The sequence below is a fragment of the Propionivibrio sp. genome (assembly GCF_047602565.1).
Classification (GTDB): domain Bacteria; phylum Pseudomonadota; class Gammaproteobacteria; order Burkholderiales; family Rhodocyclaceae; genus Propionivibrio.
Map to the genome: position 1 here is coordinate 768,706 of NZ_JASGGX010000001.1, position 17,633 is coordinate 786,338.

The 17,633-nt window shown below is 57.6% G+C and carries 14 protein-coding genes; 9 read left to right on the forward strand and 5 right to left on the reverse strand.

Translation table 11 applies throughout. The features are described from left to right. Nucleotides 1–8: 8 nt before the first annotated feature. Nucleotides 9–1,181, reverse strand: coding sequence for a M20 aminoacylase family protein (locus QM701_RS03470; RefSeq protein ID WP_415165701.1), 1,173 nt, complete (start codon nt 1,179–1,181; stop codon nt 9–11). 164 nt (nt 1,182–1,345) lie between these two features. On the opposite strand from QM701_RS03470, the gene QM701_RS03475 reads away from it, so the two are divergent. The 4 genes from QM701_RS03475 (at nt 1,346) to QM701_RS03490 (ending at nt 4,945) form a co-directional block, all read left to right on the forward strand. After that, on the forward strand, nt 1,346–2,335 hold the full coding sequence (locus tag QM701_RS03475; protein ID WP_415165702.1) for a LysR family transcriptional regulator: 990 nt from the start codon (nt 1,346–1,348) through the stop codon (nt 2,333–2,335). Nucleotides 2,336–2,638: 303 nt separating this feature from the next. Beyond that, entirely contained in the window at nt 2,639–4,228 is a 1,590-nt protein-coding gene (locus tag QM701_RS03480; protein WP_415165703.1) for an acyl CoA:acetate/3-ketoacid CoA transferase, read from the forward strand. 6 nt (nt 4,229–4,234) lie between these two features. Next, complete coding sequence (locus QM701_RS03485) at nt 4,235–4,471, forward strand: hypothetical protein (RefSeq protein WP_415165704.1); 237 nt, start codon at nt 4,235–4,237, stop codon at nt 4,469–4,471. A gap of 15 nt (nt 4,472–4,486) precedes the next feature. Next, nucleotides 4,487–4,945 carry a MaoC family dehydratase gene (locus tag QM701_RS03490; RefSeq protein WP_415165705.1) on the forward strand — a complete coding sequence of 153 codons (459 nt, stop codon included), beginning with the start codon at nt 4,487–4,489 and terminating at the stop codon, nt 4,943–4,945. A gap of 59 nt (nt 4,946–5,004) precedes the next feature. Here the strand turns inward: QM701_RS03490 and QM701_RS03495 are convergent, their stop codons facing one another. Continuing rightward, a complete protein-coding gene (locus QM701_RS03495) occupies nt 5,005–5,955 on the reverse strand; it encodes a LysR substrate-binding domain-containing protein (RefSeq protein ID WP_415165706.1) in 951 nt (316 codons plus the stop codon). Nucleotides 5,956–6,111: 156 nt separating this feature from the next. Between QM701_RS03495 and QM701_RS03500 the strand changes: the two genes are divergently transcribed. Further along, nucleotides 6,112–7,149, forward strand: a complete 1,038-nt coding sequence (locus QM701_RS03500; protein ID WP_415165707.1) for an alcohol dehydrogenase catalytic domain-containing protein — start codon at nt 6,112–6,114, stop codon at nt 7,147–7,149. A 220-nt stretch (nt 7,150–7,369) separates the two neighbouring features. Here QM701_RS03500 and QM701_RS03505 read toward each other — a convergent pair whose 3' ends face one another. Both QM701_RS03505 and QM701_RS03510 read right to left on the reverse strand, forming a co-directional pair. Next, nucleotides 7,370–8,992: a diguanylate cyclase gene (locus tag QM701_RS03505; RefSeq protein WP_415165708.1), complete on the reverse strand. Its 1,623-nt coding sequence runs from the start codon at nt 8,990–8,992 to the stop codon at nt 7,370–7,372. Between the two features lie 881 nt (nt 8,993–9,873). Further along, nucleotides 9,874–10,182 carry a hypothetical protein gene (locus tag QM701_RS03510; RefSeq protein ID WP_415165709.1) on the reverse strand — a complete coding sequence of 103 codons (309 nt, stop codon included), beginning with the start codon at nt 10,180–10,182 and terminating at the stop codon, nt 9,874–9,876. 272 nt (nt 10,183–10,454) lie between these two features. Here QM701_RS03510 and QM701_RS03515 point away from each other — a divergent pair, with 272 nt between their 5' ends. From QM701_RS03515 to QM701_RS03530, 4 genes are read left to right on the forward strand one after another with little or no spacing between them, the layout of a single operon-like run. Beyond that, nucleotides 10,455–10,709 (forward strand): hypothetical protein, encoded by a 255-nt coding sequence (locus QM701_RS03515; protein ID WP_415165710.1) that lies wholly within the window; start codon nt 10,455–10,457, stop codon nt 10,707–10,709. Next, on the forward strand, nt 10,706–12,013 hold the full coding sequence (locus QM701_RS03520; protein WP_415165711.1) for a hypothetical protein: 1,308 nt from the start codon (nt 10,706–10,708) through the stop codon (nt 12,011–12,013). The genes QM701_RS03515 and QM701_RS03520 overlap by 4 nt, the downstream gene beginning before the upstream one ends. Nucleotides 12,014–12,021: 8 nt before the next feature. After that, the gene (locus tag QM701_RS03525) at nt 12,022–13,560 is read left to right on the forward strand and encodes a hypothetical protein (RefSeq protein WP_415165712.1); all 1,539 of its coding nucleotides are present in this window, start codon (nt 12,022–12,024) and stop codon (nt 13,558–13,560) included. A gap of 48 nt (nt 13,561–13,608) precedes the next feature. After that, complete coding sequence (locus tag QM701_RS03530; protein ID WP_415165713.1) at nt 13,609–16,899, forward strand: LPD38 domain-containing protein; 3,291 nt, start codon at nt 13,609–13,611, stop codon at nt 16,897–16,899. A gap of 422 nt (nt 16,900–17,321) precedes the next feature. Here the strand turns inward: QM701_RS03530 and QM701_RS03535 are convergent, their stop codons facing one another. Next, nucleotides 17,322–17,630, reverse strand: a complete 309-nt coding sequence (locus QM701_RS03535; RefSeq protein WP_415165714.1) for a hypothetical protein — start codon at nt 17,628–17,630, stop codon at nt 17,322–17,324. Nucleotides 17,631–17,633 lie beyond the last annotated feature (3 nt).

Sequence of the window (17,633 nt, forward strand, 5' to 3'; positions counted from 1 at the left end):
AAGAGGGATCAGCGCAGGTACGCTTCGGCGAGCTTGACCCAATAGCTCGCGGCGACCGCGAGAATGTCGTCGTTGAAGTCGTAGCCGGGATTGTGCACCGAGCAGCCGCCGCGCTCGCCCTCGCCGTTGCCGATGATCACGTAGCAGCCGGGACACGCTTCCAGCGTGAACGAGAAATCCTCGCTGCCGGTCAGCGGTTCCATGCCGGCGATGAGACCCTCCTCGCCCAGCCAGTCCCTGATCACCTGCTGCGCGAACGCCGTCATCTCGGGCGAGTTGCGCAGCGCCGGATAGCGCCATTGGTAGTCGATCTCGACCTGCGCGCCGAAAACCGCGGCCTGCGTGCGGACCAGTTCGACGATCCGCCGGTGCAGCGCCTCGCGCACTTCGGGCGCGTAGGCGCGCACCGACAGGCGCATCTCCGCCGTCTCCGCGATCACGTTCGGCGCGCTGCCGGCGTGCAGCGCGCCGACGGTCACGACGGCCATCTGGCGCGGATCGACGTTGCGCGACACGATCGTCTGCAGCGCCACGGTGATGTGTGCCGCGACGAGCGTCGCGTCCACCGTCAGATGCGGCATCGAGCCGTGGCCGCCGCGGCCCGTTACCTTGACCACTACGGTGTCCGAGGAGGCCATGAAGGTGCCGGGCAGCGTGCCGAACTTCCCCGCCGGGAAACCGGGCATGTTGTGAAAGGCGAAGACAGCGTCGCAGGGAAACAGCTCGAACAGGCCGTCTTCGAGCATGCGCCGCCCGCCGCCGGCGCCCTCCTCCGCCGGCTGGAAAATCAGATGCAGCGTGCCGCTGAAGTCGGCTTCGGCCGCCAGGTGGCGCGCGGCGGCCAGCAACGCGGCGGTGTGGCCGTCATGGCCGCAGGCGTGCATCTTGCCGGGAACCCGGCTGGCGTAGTCGAGCCCGGTCCGCTCCTGCAGCGGCAGCGCGTCCATGTCGGCGCGCAGGCCGAGCCGCAGGGGGCCGGCGCCTTTCCTGAGCGTTCCCACCACGCCGGTGCCGCCCAGCCCGCCATGCACGTCGTATCCGTAGTCGCGCAGTTGTTTCGCCACCAGCTCGCTGGTCCTGAACTCTTCGTAGCCAAGTTCCGGATTGGCGTGCAGATCGTGGCGCAACGCGATGATTTCTTGCGTGTTCCTGGCGATGCCGGGAACCAGGAATGACTCCATCAACATATCCGATAACCTCTTGTCGTATGATTGAGGGAAGGCGCATGGCGAAATCCCCGCGCCACGAAACGACACATGCATCAAGCCGCATTGAAGGCGTCTTCCGGATTTTTGCGAAGTTAACCAACGGTTTACATGTCTCCAGAAAGCGAACGCCCCCGGCCATGACGACGATGAACCGCACGCCCGACGTGAAGCTGCACCAGTTGCAGTACCTGATCGCGGTTGCCGAGCACGGCAGCCTGCGCCTGGCCGCGCAGGCGAGGAACGTTTCCATCGCCGCCGTCAGCAAGGGGCTCCACGAACTGGAAAACGCGGTCGGCACGCCGCTGCTCGAACGCAAGGCGCAAGGGCTGGCCGTCACTCCGGCCGGCCGCACGCTGCTGTCGCGGGCGCGCGTGATCGCGGGCGAGATCCAGGGCGCGTTCGACGAAATCAACCGCCTGCAGGCGGCGGCCGAAACGCGGCTGTCGGTCGGCATCACCCCGTGGATCGCGCACTCGCTGCTGGCGGCGACGGTGGACCGTTTCCTCGCGGTGCGGCCGGACGTCAACCTGAACCTGACGGAAACGCTGGGCACCGATTATTCGGCGCTGCGCGAAGGCGCGCTGGACATCGCCGTCGGCCTGACGCTCGAACAAACCGCCAGCGACCTGATCAGCCGCCCGCTCTTCTCGTACGAACTGGCGGTCGTCTGCCGGCGCGGCCACCCGCTGCAGGGCATGCGCACGCTCGCGGCCTTGCGCGGACAGCCCTGGCTACTCAGCCACGGGATCGATCAATACAAATCGCCGCTGCGGGAATTCTTTCTCGAATCGTTCGGTTCCCCTGCCGTGGCCGGGAAGGGTCGCATCCATTATTCGCGCTCGACGCTCATCGCGCTGCAGGTCATCGAGAACAGCGACATGCTCTGCGTCATGCCCTACCCGCTGGTCGAGGCGGTCAGGGACAGATACCGCATCGAAGCCCTCGCGCTCGACGACCCGCTGCCGCAAAGCACGACGAGCTACCTGACCCGCCGCAACACGCCCAGCAACGGCGCGATCGCCCAGTTCGTCGGCGCACTGATCGAGACGGTCGACCGGGATTGCCAGATGGAAAACCGCCTGCTCCGCCGGGTCTTCCACTCCTTCGAGACGCTCCATAAGGCGTGAGCGCCCGTAGCAAGCGCCAAATCCGGTTTTTTTTCTGGACGCTTCGAGCCGTGTCGGCCATAAGACGAAATGATTCCTGTTGGCAGGGAATTCGGAGCTGCAAAATACAAATTGCAGAAATAGCGATCTGCAGCGACTTCAATTCGGCCAGAGTCGCCGAACGATATCAAAAAGATATCAATATTGAAGAATATGCTCGTTGTTTGTCAACATTCCCGCTCCCCATAATTGCGCCATCTCTTCAATAGACGAAAAAACGACAAATACATTTTTGTCGGAACCCAACCTGTCAAGGAGTGAGGAATGGCCAGATCGAATCGAGTTCAAGTGATGACGGCAGACGAGGCCGCGAAGCTGATCAAGTCGGGAACTGTCGTCGCATTTTGCGGCGCTGGCGGCGGAATTGTCGAACCGACCGAAGTGATCAATGCGCTGGCAAGACGCTACAAAGAGACCGCGCAACCAAAGAACTTGACCATTCTTGCCACCACGGGGCTTGGTGACCGTGCAGAACGTGGCATCTCCCCACTGGCTCAGCCCGGCATGTGCAAAAGAGCGATTCTGGGACACTGGGGACAATCGCCGCGCATCGCCGAGATGGCCGAACGCAACGAGATCGAGGCCTACAACTATCCGCAAGGTGTGATGAGCCAGATGTACCGTGCCGTCGCGTCCGGGCAGCCCGGCGTATTGACCCACGTTGGCTTGGGCACCTTCATGGACCCCCGCCAGAAGGGCGCCAAGGTGAACGAATGCACCAAAGAAGATCTGGTTCGCCTGATGGAGATCGATGGGAAGGAATATCTCTTCTACAAGGCGATCCCTCCCGATGTGTGCATCATTCGCGGCACGACGGCCGACGCCGAGGGCTATATCTCGTTGGAGGACGAAATCACGCCCCTCGACGTCTATGCGATGGCGGCAGCGGCGCACAACAACGGCGGCATTGTGATCGCCCAGGTTTCGCGTCTGGTAAAAAAAGGCTCGCTCCATCCGAAGAGAATCGCCATTCCTGGCTACCTGATCGATGCGCTGGTCGTTGTGCCGGACCAGCCGCAAGTCTATTACTCCCCGGTCAACAGATTTATCTCTGGTGATTTCATCGCGGATACTGAAACACAAGAAGCCATATCCCTTACCGAGAGGAAACTGATCGCTCGGCGGGCACTCATGGAAGCCGAGCCCGGCGACGTCGGCAATCTCGGCGTCGGCATCGCGGATGGAATCGGCAATGTGGCCGCGGAAGAAGGCGTGATCGACCAAATCACCCTGACAACGGAGCACGGCGCAATCGGCGGAATCACGGTTCAGGGCCATGCCTTCGGTGCCTGCATGAACATGAAGGCCGTGATCGACATGCCCTCCCAGTTCGAGTTTTACGACGGTGGCGGGCTGGATGTATGTTTCGTCAGTTTTGCCGAGCTGGACCAGTGCGGGAATGTCAATGTGCATAAGTTCAACGGAAAGATCATGGGCTCTGGCGGCTTCATCAACATCACGCAGAACAGCAAGAAGATCGTGTTCTGCGGCACCCTGAAATCAGGTGGTTTCAAGACGCAAGTCGGCAACGGAAAAATCGAGATCCTGAGTGAAGGACGATTCCTGAAACTCGTTCCCGCAGTCAGTGAAATTACCTTCAACGGCAGAGATGCCGTCAAGCGCGGGCAAAAGGTCGTTTTTATCACCGAGCGTGCAGTGTTCGAAATGACGGAACAAGGTTTCGAATTGACCGAAATTGCACCGGGCATGGATGTGGAAAAGGACATCATTGCGCACATGGGATTCCGTCCGCTGTTTGCGAAGAATCTGAAAGAAATGGATGCCCGACTTTTCCGGGAAGAACGTATGGGGTTGGATGGTGACTGGACCAAACAACACGGACATCTTGGGTAACGGACAGTGTTTGCTCAAACCTCCGGAACACCGCCCGACGTGCTGAATGAATTTGCGGCCAGCCGTAGCCGAAAAGTGGCCGAAGAAGGGGTTGGTCCGGATGGCATGAACGGCGTCGTTCAGGTGGGCGAAAGCCTGGGGACTTTGAAACGGATACAGCCGGCCGCCGAGATCATTCAGGAACTCATGGCGGAGACAAGAGCTCTGCCGTGCAATGCCCCGGCGCTGGTTGTCCAAGCATAGACAGGAAATGTGACCATGATTGAAAACAAATATTTCGAGGACTATACGGTAGGCGAGGTGGTAGTTTCCGACACGTTCGTCATCACCGACGCGGAGATCACAGCCTATTGCAAGCTGGTCGGCGACGATCACCAGATTCATCTCGACAAGGAATTCTGCCGGGCGCAACTGGGCGTTTCGGAGGTCGTCGTTCCCGGCTGTCTGACGCTTGCGCTGGCCGATAGTCGTTGGGCTGCGCTGGTCACGCCATCGAATCCGTACAGTCCACACTACGGACAGGACAAGGTACGTTATCCGAATCGCCTATTGGCTAACGAACCCGTGTTTTGCGAATTCAAACTAGCGGAAAAACACAAACACAATGATGTCTACGGAATGCTGACGTTTGAAACCTACGTGAAGAAGAGCAACGGTGATGCGGTGATCTTTGAGATCGACAAGGTGCTGGTCCCCTTCCGTAATCCGGAAAGTTGAAAGACAACCGTCTTGACGTGGTACCCCTGCCTTTCTTAGGGCAGGGTATTCCGAGGGGATTACCGGCGGTGGGCGGAGCGTCTGGATGTCGGTCGATCCGGCCCGCCCTGGTTTTTCTTTTCCACAAAATCATGAATTTTTGCCAACAGTGCGCGAACAGCGGCTGAGCGTTCGAAACGGCGATGCACGAGAATCAGGTTTGACGTTGCATCCAGATTCTCCAGCGGAAGATAGCGTACCTCCGGAATCTGAAGGTGGCTGACGATATCCACCACGAGGCCCACACCGAACCCCGTGCCGACAAAGCTGATCATCGTCGTCAGATTCTGCGTCCGCTGCGAGAAACGCGGCTCGAATCCTGCCTGCCGGCAAAGATTGAGGACGGCTTGATGCATCCCGATGCCGTCCGGGTCGGGAAATCCAAGAAACGAGTCTTCGGCCAAATCTTGTAATCGCACCGAGTCAAAGCCGGATAACCGGTGTTTGGCAGGGAGTGCCGCCACCAGTCGCTGCGACGACAGGATGAAGTGTTCCAGCCCTTCCAGCAATTGCGCGGGAATCGGCTCCCGGACGATTGCCAGATCCAGATGTTTGTCTCTGACCGCTTCGAGTTGCGAGACTACGGGCAACTCATTCAACGACAATTTCACATCGGGATGTGCGAGGCAATAATCTCTGAACAATTGCGGTAGGTCGTGCTCATACATCACCGAGCCGACGATGCCTATATTGATGTTGCCCGATACGCCGCGGGCTATGTCTTTTGCGACGTTGACCGCCTTGTCCGCTGCTGCAAGGGCTATACGCGCTTCTATCAGGAATGCGGAACCCATTTCCGTTAATTCGACGCGGCGCTTCTCCCGGCTGAAGAGTTTTCCGCCGAGTTGGTTTTCCAATACCTTTATTTGCTGACTAAGCACTGGTTGAGCAATGCCAAGCCGTTCCGCCGCTTTTGCGAAATGCAGTTCTTCTGCTGTTGTAACGAAATACCGGAATTGACGGAAATCCATTTTTCTCTATTTTCTTGTCCCAGGGCCAAATGATATTGAAAAGCTATCAATAATGGGCGATTTTCGTGTTGTTCGTAAACATGCCGCTTGGCCATAATCACCCTACAGCATCGGTGACTGCAGACGTTGGTAACGGATTTGAAAGGGGTGATCAGGATGGACATGATGAAGGCTGTGGTTGTTGACGAATTCGGCGGGCCGGAGGTGCTCCAGTTCAAAGACGTGCCTCGACCCGTGCCGGCGCCGGACGAGGTTTTGGTCAAAGTTCAGATTTGTGGCGTCTGTCACTTGGATCTCATTCTGAGATCGGGCATGCGGTCACGTGTGAGGCCTCCGCGTATCCTGGGGCACGAACTGGCCGGAGACGTCATTGCGGTCGGTGCGCAAGTCAAGGACTTCATGCCAGGCGACAGGGTGACGTCATTCAACTTCCAGGCCTGTGGAAAGTGTGACGATTGCCTTCGCGGTCGTCCCTCATTGTGTCGGCAAACGCATGGCGACATCGGTCAAACACGTAATGGCGGGTATGCGGAATATACGACTCTCCTTGAAAGCAACATGGTCAAGATTCCCGAGGGGATGCCCTATGAGCACGCCTGTTTCGGAGCGTGCGTGTTCGGCCCTCCCTACAAAGCGATTCGTCAGATAGGCCGGATTCAAGCGGGGCAAACGGTGGTCGTCACCGGTGCCAGCGGCGGTCTGGGCTTGGCGGCGATTCAGATAATCAAGAAACTGGGGGCTCACTGCATTGCTATTACGAGCAACGAGTCCAAAGTCGAACCCTTGAAAAAAGTTGGTGCGGCCGAAGTTATCGTCAGTTCCGACGGTATGTTCGGCGATGAGGTCAGAGCATTGACTAACAACCGAGGCGTCGATTTGGTCGTTGAATTGATCGGTTCTCCAACTTTCAAAGGAACTCTTCGCAGCATGGCGCCTGGGGGCCGGTGCGCCGTCATTGGGGAACTCCACGGTAAGCCCGTTGAAATCAACCTTGGACTGCTGATTATCAAGGAATTTGAGTTCTACGGCATTCAGAGTGCAAATAGGGTTGAGCTTCAGGAAATCCTGACGTTCATGCATGAATCGCAAATTGAACCGGTTATCTGGAAATCGTTACCGCTGAGTCAGGCAGCGGAGGCTCACAGGCTTCTTGCTGACAGAGAAGCCCTTGGTCGTATTGTCCTGGTTCCATAGATCCGGATTGCTGAAAGCCAACCCGTCTTCTCGACGAACGACCGGTATGACTACCAAAACCGATGCTTGCCAAGTAATAGTAAAAGACTGCTATGGCCGACATCCAGCCTGATCCCAGCGGTAATAGGCGGCACCTCGGCCTGAGTAGCCGTTGGATGAGGTCGGTGCCAAGGGCAGTAACGGGGCAATCATGCTCGCTACAAATCTCACTTGGCCATCTTCAACCCGCTATGACAGTGTTTCTGCCATTGTGCTTGGCAGCATAGAGATGCTCATCCACACGCTTGATCAACTCATTGATTTTTTCATTACCCGTGAATTCCGCAACGCCAACGCTGATCGTAACCCGTGTATCTATTGCAAACTGATGGTTCTCGACTAATGAACAGAGTCTGATTCCGAGTGCCTTGGCTTCTTCCTGGTGAGTCTCAGGACACAAGATAAGAAACTCTTCTCCTCCCCACCTACACGGGATTTCTGTCACGCGCAAATTAGCTCTGAGCAACAGTGCGAGTTCTCGAAGTACAGTATCCCCAGCCGGGTGGCCGTAGGTATCGTTGATTTTCTTAAACCAGTCAATGTCGAATAGGACAATCGAGAATACGCTCCTGTATCGCACTGAGCGTTGAAGTTCCTGTTCGAGATTGACCTCCATTTTATGACGGTTGTACAGCCCGGTAAGCCAGTCCGTGATATACAGTCTTTCTAATTCCCGGTTCTTTTCTTCAAGAAGTTTATTCGCATCCTCAAGCAGCTTGGATCGTGTATAGAATTCGTGTGCGGCCAACTGTTCCACCTCACTGGCGATGATCCCAATCTCGTTTTTCGGATAGCTGTAGTCTGAATCGTTCTCAGGATCTCCGCGAATGATGGATTTGACCTTCTCCCGCAGTTCAAGCAGTGGGGTTGAAAATCGCCGGCTCAGCAACGCACTCTGAGCGAGACCCAGCAAAACAGCAATCAGGCCTGTTAGTGCGATGCAAAAGAATATCTGCCAAATGACAGGCGTAGTGATTTCACTTTTATCAACGACCGTGAAGACCAGCCAGTCGGTTTCTTTAGAACGGCTGTAACAGGCAATTTTGTCTTTGCCGTCCAGATCGTAGGTAATGCTACCCCCTCCTTCTTCCAAAGCCTGGGGAGTGCTTGTAATTTCCGATATGTGCTTTTGTAGGTAATCCCCGTTGTGGTGAAGAATGATTTCACCGTCGAGTTTCGTCACAAAACTGTAGGATGATTTATATACCTCTCCCCGTTGATTGAGCATATCAACGATCATTTGAACGGAACTATCGCTCGACACGACGCCAGAGTAACCATGTTCCTCGCTGAGCAAGGCCTTGCTGGTTGCAAAGAGCCATGCTTTGTCTTTTATATCCTGATAGGGAAGGCCGGTTAATAGTTTTGGTTTCACAGCCATCGCCGCTTGATACCATGGCCGCGATGTCGAATCGAACCCATCGGGAGGGGCGTAATCGTTGATTACCAGATCCTTGTTTTCGTATCCCGAATATATATAGGTGAGATTCTGGTTGGCCCTTGTAAAGGATTTAAATAGGTTCAGAACTCGCTCTCGGCCTGCCATATCAAGCCAAGGGATGTTCTGAACATCCTTGTTGTCTGCCAGAATCTCAATAGTGTTGTTTACTTCGGAAAAATAGCCATCGATGAAGTAATTAACAGCGAAATTCCTCTGCTTGATAATATCGGTCGCCTTTGATATCCCAGAGCGGTAAAGGATATTCGAGAGAAAAATACTGAATACAACCAGAATTGAGCATGAAAAAATCATGCTGCTTCTGAAAATCTCTCTCCTGACTGAACTTTGTGCAGATATGTTCATTTGGCATTTGCACTTAAGGCGCAATGCACGCCGATAACTTAATAGTCGAATGTTCGGGCATGAATTGTTATGTCTTATTGGAACACGTGGTCGATTACTCGCAAAATTTTGTGATCAACAAGGCTTATCTTAGCAGCACTACTTGTAATGGCCGCATCGCGTGCATTTTCCCCATCGCAGCGTTCAGCGGCTCGTCTTCCGTCGAGAGTGCTCGGATAGCGATCAGAGGTGGCCCCGCGTGCGTGGACAGAATTTCGTTCTTAGAAATATTTCTGACGGGGATTAAGCCGATGCGGTGAGCGGCTGCTTTCCGGCTGCTTGCAAAGTGTTGTTCGCATTCGCAGAATAGAGAAGCGGCCGATCAGGCCATCTCAAGGCTGAACGGCAGGTAAGCAGCGCATTGTTGCCCGCTACTGCCTATCAGGCTAACGGCCGGATTGGCCGAAAACTTGTCGCAGACGCCGCTGCTCGACGTCGAAGCGCTGATGGTACTCGTGACGGGTATGCTCGGCAGAGCTGGCGCCCGGACATGGGGGAAGTTCAAGGGAGTGGCGAATTGATAGACCGTGCGTGGCCAGCGGAGGCGAAAAATCTGTCTGTCTAATAGCACGCGACCATAACGCGCAAAAACAAAGGCTTACGTCGCTTGTGCTGTCGATTCAACCAGACAGCACGATCGATGTAAGCCTTTCAATTTAATGCGTATTCTTATGGCGGTACTGGGATCGAATAAATCTCTACATTCCTTGAATGGCAAGTATTTCACAGATTTATATTTATTACATACCCCCAAAAATACCCCCACTCAGCTTAGTCGTGTGACGTTGCATCCACCCCACAATCAATCCAACGCCGTAGGCAGTATGAGGTAACCATCGACCCTAGCCCCGCTTACGGCGCACTCGGCCTGACCTGCGAAGCAACTCGCCATTTTCTAAACCTGCTCTCACTTCCGCCTGTACTGCCTGCAGGTCCTCTGGATGGACTTCTTTTCCGGCAAGTTTCTTGATCAGGAACTCGGGAGTTATTTCTTCAAAAGAGATCGATTCTCTTGCACAAAGCAACTTGAACCAGCGCAGATTCTCAAGAGTGATAGACAGGATGGTATGAATTTCAGGAGACAGCTCCATTCTGTGAATAAATAAAGCCTCTGCTATCCGGGCTGTCTGTTCGTCCTCGCTCAAAGGCATGGAAGAAGCTCCATATTCATGATGCCGACGCATGATGCGCTGAGTGGCCCCCTAAAGCAAACAAAGTAAGTTAATCCGCCCACTGACGGACAGACGCAAGGCGAGTCGCATATCGCCAGGCCCAGGCACGCGGCCACCGAAACACCTGGCAACGAGTTCAGCGATGTCTGTAACTCGCGCCTTCTCAACATGGACGAGGGCGAATATTTTGGCATTCGCCTGCTACGCATTCGAGCTACGCGCGGCAGCTTCTTAATTTCGGAGGTTCGAAGATGGCTAAAACCAGAGAAGGGGAACTGATCTATACCCTGAGCGCGGAACAATTCGCCGAGTTGAATCAAGTGCGAGCCCAAACAGTGCGCGCCCGCCTCTGCCAAACCGGCAGTTACTTCGGCGTCACGCCCAAAAAACTGATGAACGGTCGCCTCGCCTGGCCTGATGTACAAGTCGCAGTTGGGGAACAACGTCATGGTTCCGCAGGCAGCGTTACGACCCGTCGCGGCAATAGCGAAAGGAGCGCGCAATGAAGTTCGATCCGACAACTGCTGTTCTTGTGGAAGAGGATGATGATAGTCCCGAACCTAAAATGGCGGGCGGCGGCTTCCTCGGCGGAAATCTCGGCATCGCACTGGGTGCCGGGGCCGACGAGTACAACAAGCAGCAGCAATTGCAGCGTCAAAACACTTTTCAGGACCAGCAGTTCCAACTGTTCAAGGCGCAGAACGACCGGTCGCAGGAAACTCACGACGAGGCCATGCGCAAGGCACGCGAGCAATATGAACGCGAAGCCAAGGCAACGGGCATCATTTCGGAAAACCTGCCGCTCCTGACCGGTGACCGGCAAGGCAAGTTTAAATACCTGAATGACTGGTACGCGGCTGGTCCGGAGACCCTGCTGGGCAGCCCGATGGGCAACATTAAAAATGGATTTCTGAATTATGTTGCGAGGAATGGCCTCTCTACTAAAAAATCCGTAGCCCAGGCCGAAGTTGACCGCCGTACTAGGTTTTTGAATGATTTTGGATTCGGTTCCCAGGATAGATCAAGCAGAGGGTACAAAGTATCCGTCCAAGAAACACCGTCCGGCGCTCGACTCCTGTTCTTCGATGCGGATGGGGCGCAGACGGGAATGCGGGATTTTTCGGATGCGCAGATCGATGACCATATCGTGCGCTCGATCTACGGGAGATTGGCGGCAATCGACCCAGGGTATGCGGAAAAATTTCTCGGCATGGTCTCGAAGCCCGCGGAGGACGAGCGTGCCGCACAAGCAAAGCGCGCCGAAGCCGACTATAAGACCATGAACGACATCCTCGTGAATGACGCGAGACAGGCCTCGGAAGCGGCTTACCGGCAGCCGGACCCGAGCAAGCAATACGTGCGGCTGGGGGCCGGCGAGCAACTGTACCGGATCGGCCAGGATGGCAGCCTGACGCACCAGGTCGGCGCCTCGGCGCCGAAACCCCTGACGGAGGCGCAGCAGCTACACAACTACGAAGTCATGGCGGCGCGCAATCGCCTGAAGGCAATGAGCCCCGAAGAAATCCGCCGGAAAACGCAACGGGCGACCGACACTGGGCGCGACAACGCCGATTTCGATCCGACCCTGGCGCGCCAACTGTTGCTGGCCAGCCGCAGGCTTTACGGGAATGACCCATGGTTCGACGCTCAATCAAGCGGACAGGCTTCGGAGGCAACCGCGGGCGGCAATGATGTCGTACAACGCTTCCAGGCCGATCCGGCGATGCGTGGGTTTCGACTTGGCAAGCAGACTGCGCGGGGTGCCGAGGTCTTCGACGGCACCGGCAAGCTGGTCGGCCATTACCAGTGAGGTCGGCCATGCCATTCGTTCCCCTGAACTCCAGCCGCATGCCCTCTCCCGCCGACTTCCCGCGCGTATCCCCGGCCGAACAGGAAGGCCGCGATGCCCTGGCCGAGGATCTGGTCCATGATGAATTCGACGAGGACATGCCGGAAGAAAACCGCGCAGCGCTCGAGTCGGAATACCTGACACGCTTCGGCAAGCAGCCGCCTTCCTACACCCGTGGAGCAGCAACACCGGGGCCGGCAGCATCGGCGCGCGGCTTCATTCCCCTGTCGGCCTCCGAAACCGGTACGCAAGGCAACCGGCGCGGCTTCATCCCGCTGGGGTCCGACGATTCCGGGAACTCGGCCGACAAGGGCTTTGGCGAATACCTGGCGCCGGCGGCCAAAACCATGGGGGCTATCGCTCGCGGCTATCCTGTCGTGGAAACCGGCATGAATCTTCTGACGCAGGGCGTTGCCCTGCCGGTGGCCGGGATTGCCGGGCTGGGCGCGGCGGCAGGCAAAGCCCTGGGGCTGACCAATGCCGAACCGGCAAATGTCGTCCATGCGGTGAACGATGCGCTGACGTACAAGCCGGTGACCGAGCACGGCAAGTACCTGACCGAGACGGCGATGCTACCCTTCGAGAAGCTGGCGGAAGCTGGGCAATGGACCGGTGGCAAAACACTCGAAGCGACGAATAGCCCACTGGCCGCGACGGCGGTGGATACGGCGATCAACGCCCTTCCCATGGCCATCGGCCCGGCTGTCAAGGCCGCGCGTGGGCTCAACACCCGTTCCGCGGCGGAGCGTGTCGAACCGACGTTCGAGCGCGCCTCCACACCCGAGCCCGGGCAGACGGTGAGCGCGGAGTTCATGGGCGACAAGATCAGCCCGGCCGGAGGCAACGAGTTCCGTCCTTCCGCTCCGGGGCAAGAAACCGTCATTCCGTGGCACAGTTCGAATGAAAGCACTCCGGGAACACCCAGAGCCGCCCCGGCTCGAGAAAACCTCGCCAGCGTCGCGGAAACGCCGCGGAGCGGTATTGATTCCACTGTCCAGACTCCTGGTCCGCGCGGTTTCGTGCCACTGGACGCCGGCGAACCGATCCGAGGGATGCATGGAAAAACGGCCGAAGCGTTCTCCGGACGGCCGGAGGCATCGCCGACAGCCGCGAGGACGGTCGATGTCAGCGGCGGCTCTTCCTTCCACACCGAACTCCAGAAACTTGCGGCATGGGTTCGCGAGGGGCGCGTTGAAGTACCGGAAACCCTCGTTCAACGGCGAACTGCCGACCCCGGCCCACACCGCCCGGAAGCGGCGGACCGACCGGTAACGCCGGTAGCCAGAGACGGTGAGGCGGGAAGGCTCGATGCCAGGGCCATTCAGTCCCGAGCCGTTGATGCGGCGGAACGCATGCTGGTCGACCTGCAGCGGAAGAATGCCAGCGATCAGCCGGCGGGTACAACGGCACGCATTGATTTCCTGAAAGACTCGCTCGACGAAGTCCCGCATACGGCCGCGACGAGTCCGAGAAGCGAGCGGCCGCCCGTATCGGCTCAGGGGAGTTAACCGTTCCGGTCCTACGCGAAGGCATACGTCGAACAACTGGCAAAACGATTGACGCAGCGGGGACTACCGGTCGAAGCCTATCCACACCCCTCGGGCGACGGTTCGTATGCGATACGGGCCAAGGCGCTTGGATCAATAAATCCTGATGCCGAAGCCGTGCGCCGCGGATTGATCGAAAACCCGGCCACTGCCCGCCTGGAACCTGGCACCGGGATCGGCCCAGGAACGCGCGCATTGCAGGAACGGACCGACGCACGAGAGAGCCCGGAGGCACGCAACGCATTCGCCCCGGGTGCGAACCACACCGGTTTCATCAAGGACGACCCTGTCGGCCAGGCGATAGCGGCAACGGCTCGGCAATCGACACCGATCCGTCGGGAAGACATCCTCGTTCCCTTCGCCAAGGCGCTGGGTACGTCGATCTACGAGGGGCGCGTGCAGGGCCAGAACCGTCTGGGCTTCTTCCGCCCGAATGTGCAGGAGGTGCGCATCAAGAGACACGCCGACCTCGAGACGGCCGCGCATGAAATCGCCCACCTGCTCGATGACCGCGTGCCGGAAATCTCGGCCGCCTGGAGGCAGGACAAGGCGCTGGCCGACGAACTGCGGGGCATCAGCTACGACCGGACGAAGGTCTATGAGGGGTTTGCGGAGGGCGTCCGTCTGTGGATGACGCAGCCTGACGTCCTCAAAGCCAAGGCCCCCAGAGTGGCGGCGTGGCTGGATGGTTTCGCCCGCCGGCACGAATACGGTCCTGCCCTGCTGAAAGCGCGCGAAGGCATGCGTGACTGGTTCGGCCAGGATGCCATCAACCGGGCGCGTTCCAAGATCGGCGACCATCGCCCGCTGTCCGATGCGTTGAACGGCCTCTGGGACAACTTCCGGCAGTCGGTCGCGGACGATTTGCACGGCGTCTATCGCATGGAACGCGGACTCTCCGACGGCAAACTGGCGTCGGTCGGCGCCTACGAAACCGCTCGCTTGTCCCGTGCTTCCGCGTCGATCGCCGACGGCGCGGTGCGCTATGGCCACCCTGTCAGGAAGGCGGACGGTTCCTTTACCTATCAGGGCAAGGGGCTCGAAGCGATCCTGAAGCCGGTTTCCGGAAGCCTCGACGATGCCTTGCTCTACTTCGTCGGCCGGTCGGCGAACGAATTGCTGGGCCAGGGCCGGGAACATCTCTTCACTCGTGGCGAGGTTGACGCCATGCTGCGCCTGGAGACGCCGGTGGCGAAAAAGGCGTTTGCCGACTACCAGCAATGGAACAAAGGGGTGCTCGATTTCGCCGAGGCCACCGGAGTGATCAACCCCGAGGCCCGCACCTTGTGGCAGCGCACGCAATACCTGCCGTTCCATCGGGTGGGCCAGCCGGGTGGGTTCAAGGGGAAACCCGGCGATTGGGCCGGTATCCAGCAACTCACCGGCGGTACCGAAAACATCCGCGACGTCCTGGGCAATATGGTCGGCAACGCCGCGATGCTGATCGACAAGGCGGTGAAGAACGAGGCGCGCCTGAAGATTGCCGAACTGGCCAGCCGGGAAGGCGGCGGCCGGTTCATGGTCAAGATCGACCCGGAAGCACGTCCCGTGAAGGTCGCCGTCGACCAGGTGCTCAAGGCGATGCTCGAGAAGTACGGCATCGCCATCAACGGCGAGGCGCCGGCCTTCTTCGAGTTCCTGATTCATGGACAGCCCCCGGCGGGCGGCAACGTGGTGGCCGTGCTCAAGGGCGGCAAGCCGGTCTGGTACGAAGTAGCCGATCCGATCCTGTACCGGGCTCTGACGGCGATCGACCGGCCGCCGACGCGCTGGCTGACGCAATGGCTGGGATTGCCCAAGCGCATCGGCCAGGCATCGATCACGATGACCCCGGATTTCATGATGGCCAATATCGCGCGGGATACCCTGATGGGCTCGATCATGAGCCAGTCTGGATTCCGGCCCGTCCTCGATTCGCTGCAGGGCATGCGCCTGCGGATGATGAACGATCCAATCTACAAGGACTACATCGCCAACGGTGGCGGTCTGTCCTCTATCTATCTCGATGAGGGGAGGCTGCGCGCCAAGCTCGAGAAGTTCTACCGGAAGCAGGGCATCGATTACCGGACCGTTCTGGATGCCCCGGACAAAATCATGTCCTTCTTCGAAACCCTGGGCGATGCCTTCGAGACGTTGACCCGCCTCGGGGAATACAAGCGCGCCATCGACAAGGGCGAGCATCCGCGGCATGCGGCGTACCAGGCCCGGGAAGTCTCGACCGACTTCGCGATGCGCGGGGATTCCAAGGCGCTGGGCTTCATGTACGACACGGTGATGTTCCTGCGCCCGGCCGTGGTTTCCATGGATCGCCTGTTCCGTGGCATAGCGCACGATCCGAACCGGGCCGCCATCGGCATGAAGACGGCCATGGTGGCACTGTCGTCTGTCGGGCTCTACCTGCTGAACCGGGACGATCCTCGTTACCAAGACCTGCCGGATTGGGATCGGGACACGAACTGGCATTTCTTCGTCGGCGACAAGCATTTCCGCTATCCCAAAATATGGGAAATCGGTTCGGTGGCATCCGTCGCCGAACGCACCTTGGAGAAAACCCTCGACGGCGATCCGCAAGGGCTGGGCAAGGATCTCGTCCGGATCATCGGCAACACCTTCAATCTCAACTTCATGCCGCAACTGCTGGCGCCGCTGTACGAGCAGGCGACCAACCGCAACAGCTTCACCAAGGCACCGATCGAGACGCCGGGCCTGGACAGTGTGCAGCCGTTCCTCCGGGCCAAGCCGACGACCAGCGAGACGATGAAGGCGATCGGACTGGAAATGCGCAACCTGCCGGAGTCGCTGCAACTCAACCCGGTTCGTGCGGAAGCGCTGCTGCGCGGCTATCTCAATACCTGGGCGATGTACGGCCTGATGCTCTCCGACAAGGCGTTCTTCGGCGACAAGCTACCAGAAATGCGCACCGACCAGATGCCGGTGATCCGGCGCTTCTACAGCCAGGAACCGCCCCAGCACACGAAATACGAGACGCAGTTCTACGAGATGCTGGGCGAAGCGAAACGTCTGCAGGGAACGTTGCGTGAGCTGGACAGGATCGGCCGTTCCGATCTGGCCGACGAGAAGGAGGTGTCACCCATGGCCGGAGAAGCCAAACCGCTGGAACATGCGGCCAGGAACCTGCAAGGGCTCAATGCCGACATGCGCAAGGTCCGCCGGGACGTCGGTCTGATGCCTCTGGAGAAACGTCAGAAGCTCGACGGCTTGACGGTGGAGCGGAACGACTTGCTGAAACGCGCGGTGAAGGATGCGCAGGCGGCACAGAAGGAAAAGGAAAGGATGTAACAGCCGATGTAACAGCAAATTCCCATAGGTTCAGTCGCTGTTACATCGGAAGTTGCACTAGAAATCCATGCAGTCGGGCAGCGGCACCTCGCTAACGCAACTCGACACTTTTGAGTTCAGATTATCGAAAGGTTGTTGAAAAACACCAAAAACTACTCGAATCGCACAACAGCCAGTAGTGGCAAGGGTTTCATGGAAATTTCAAGCAGTGAAAATGTCCAAAGATGTCAAGTGATGTTAATTTTTTTTCCGGACAAAAATATGTCGGGAATGTGATGCCCGGATATGTGATGACCGACAACGGAAGCATCATCAATGCCGAAGAGCCGAAAACAAAGACAACGGCTGTAATTTATAAATGAGGATGTTGCTCTTTAGACCAGCCAGTTTGGCTTTGACCCTATTGTAGAGGCTGATCGAGATTACATGCTTATGCGCAGCACGGTGAGTCCGACAAGCATAATGCCAAAAAAGAAACATACCCCAGCTATAGTAAAGCCCCAAGCAAGCACATTGGCTTCGTTAGACGATGGCTTTTCACCGCCGACGCTAAAAGCCACCACAGCCATCGCAACGAGAGCTGAAAGGATCGCGACGCAAAAAGCGGCAGCGGAACGGAATAATGACTGAGAAAGATGTGGCTCGTTTGCGAACTTTTCAATGAGAGCAAGAATGAGCAAAATCGAGCCTGAGCTGAGGGTAGTAAGGTGTTTGAGAAAATCAAATACCATTCT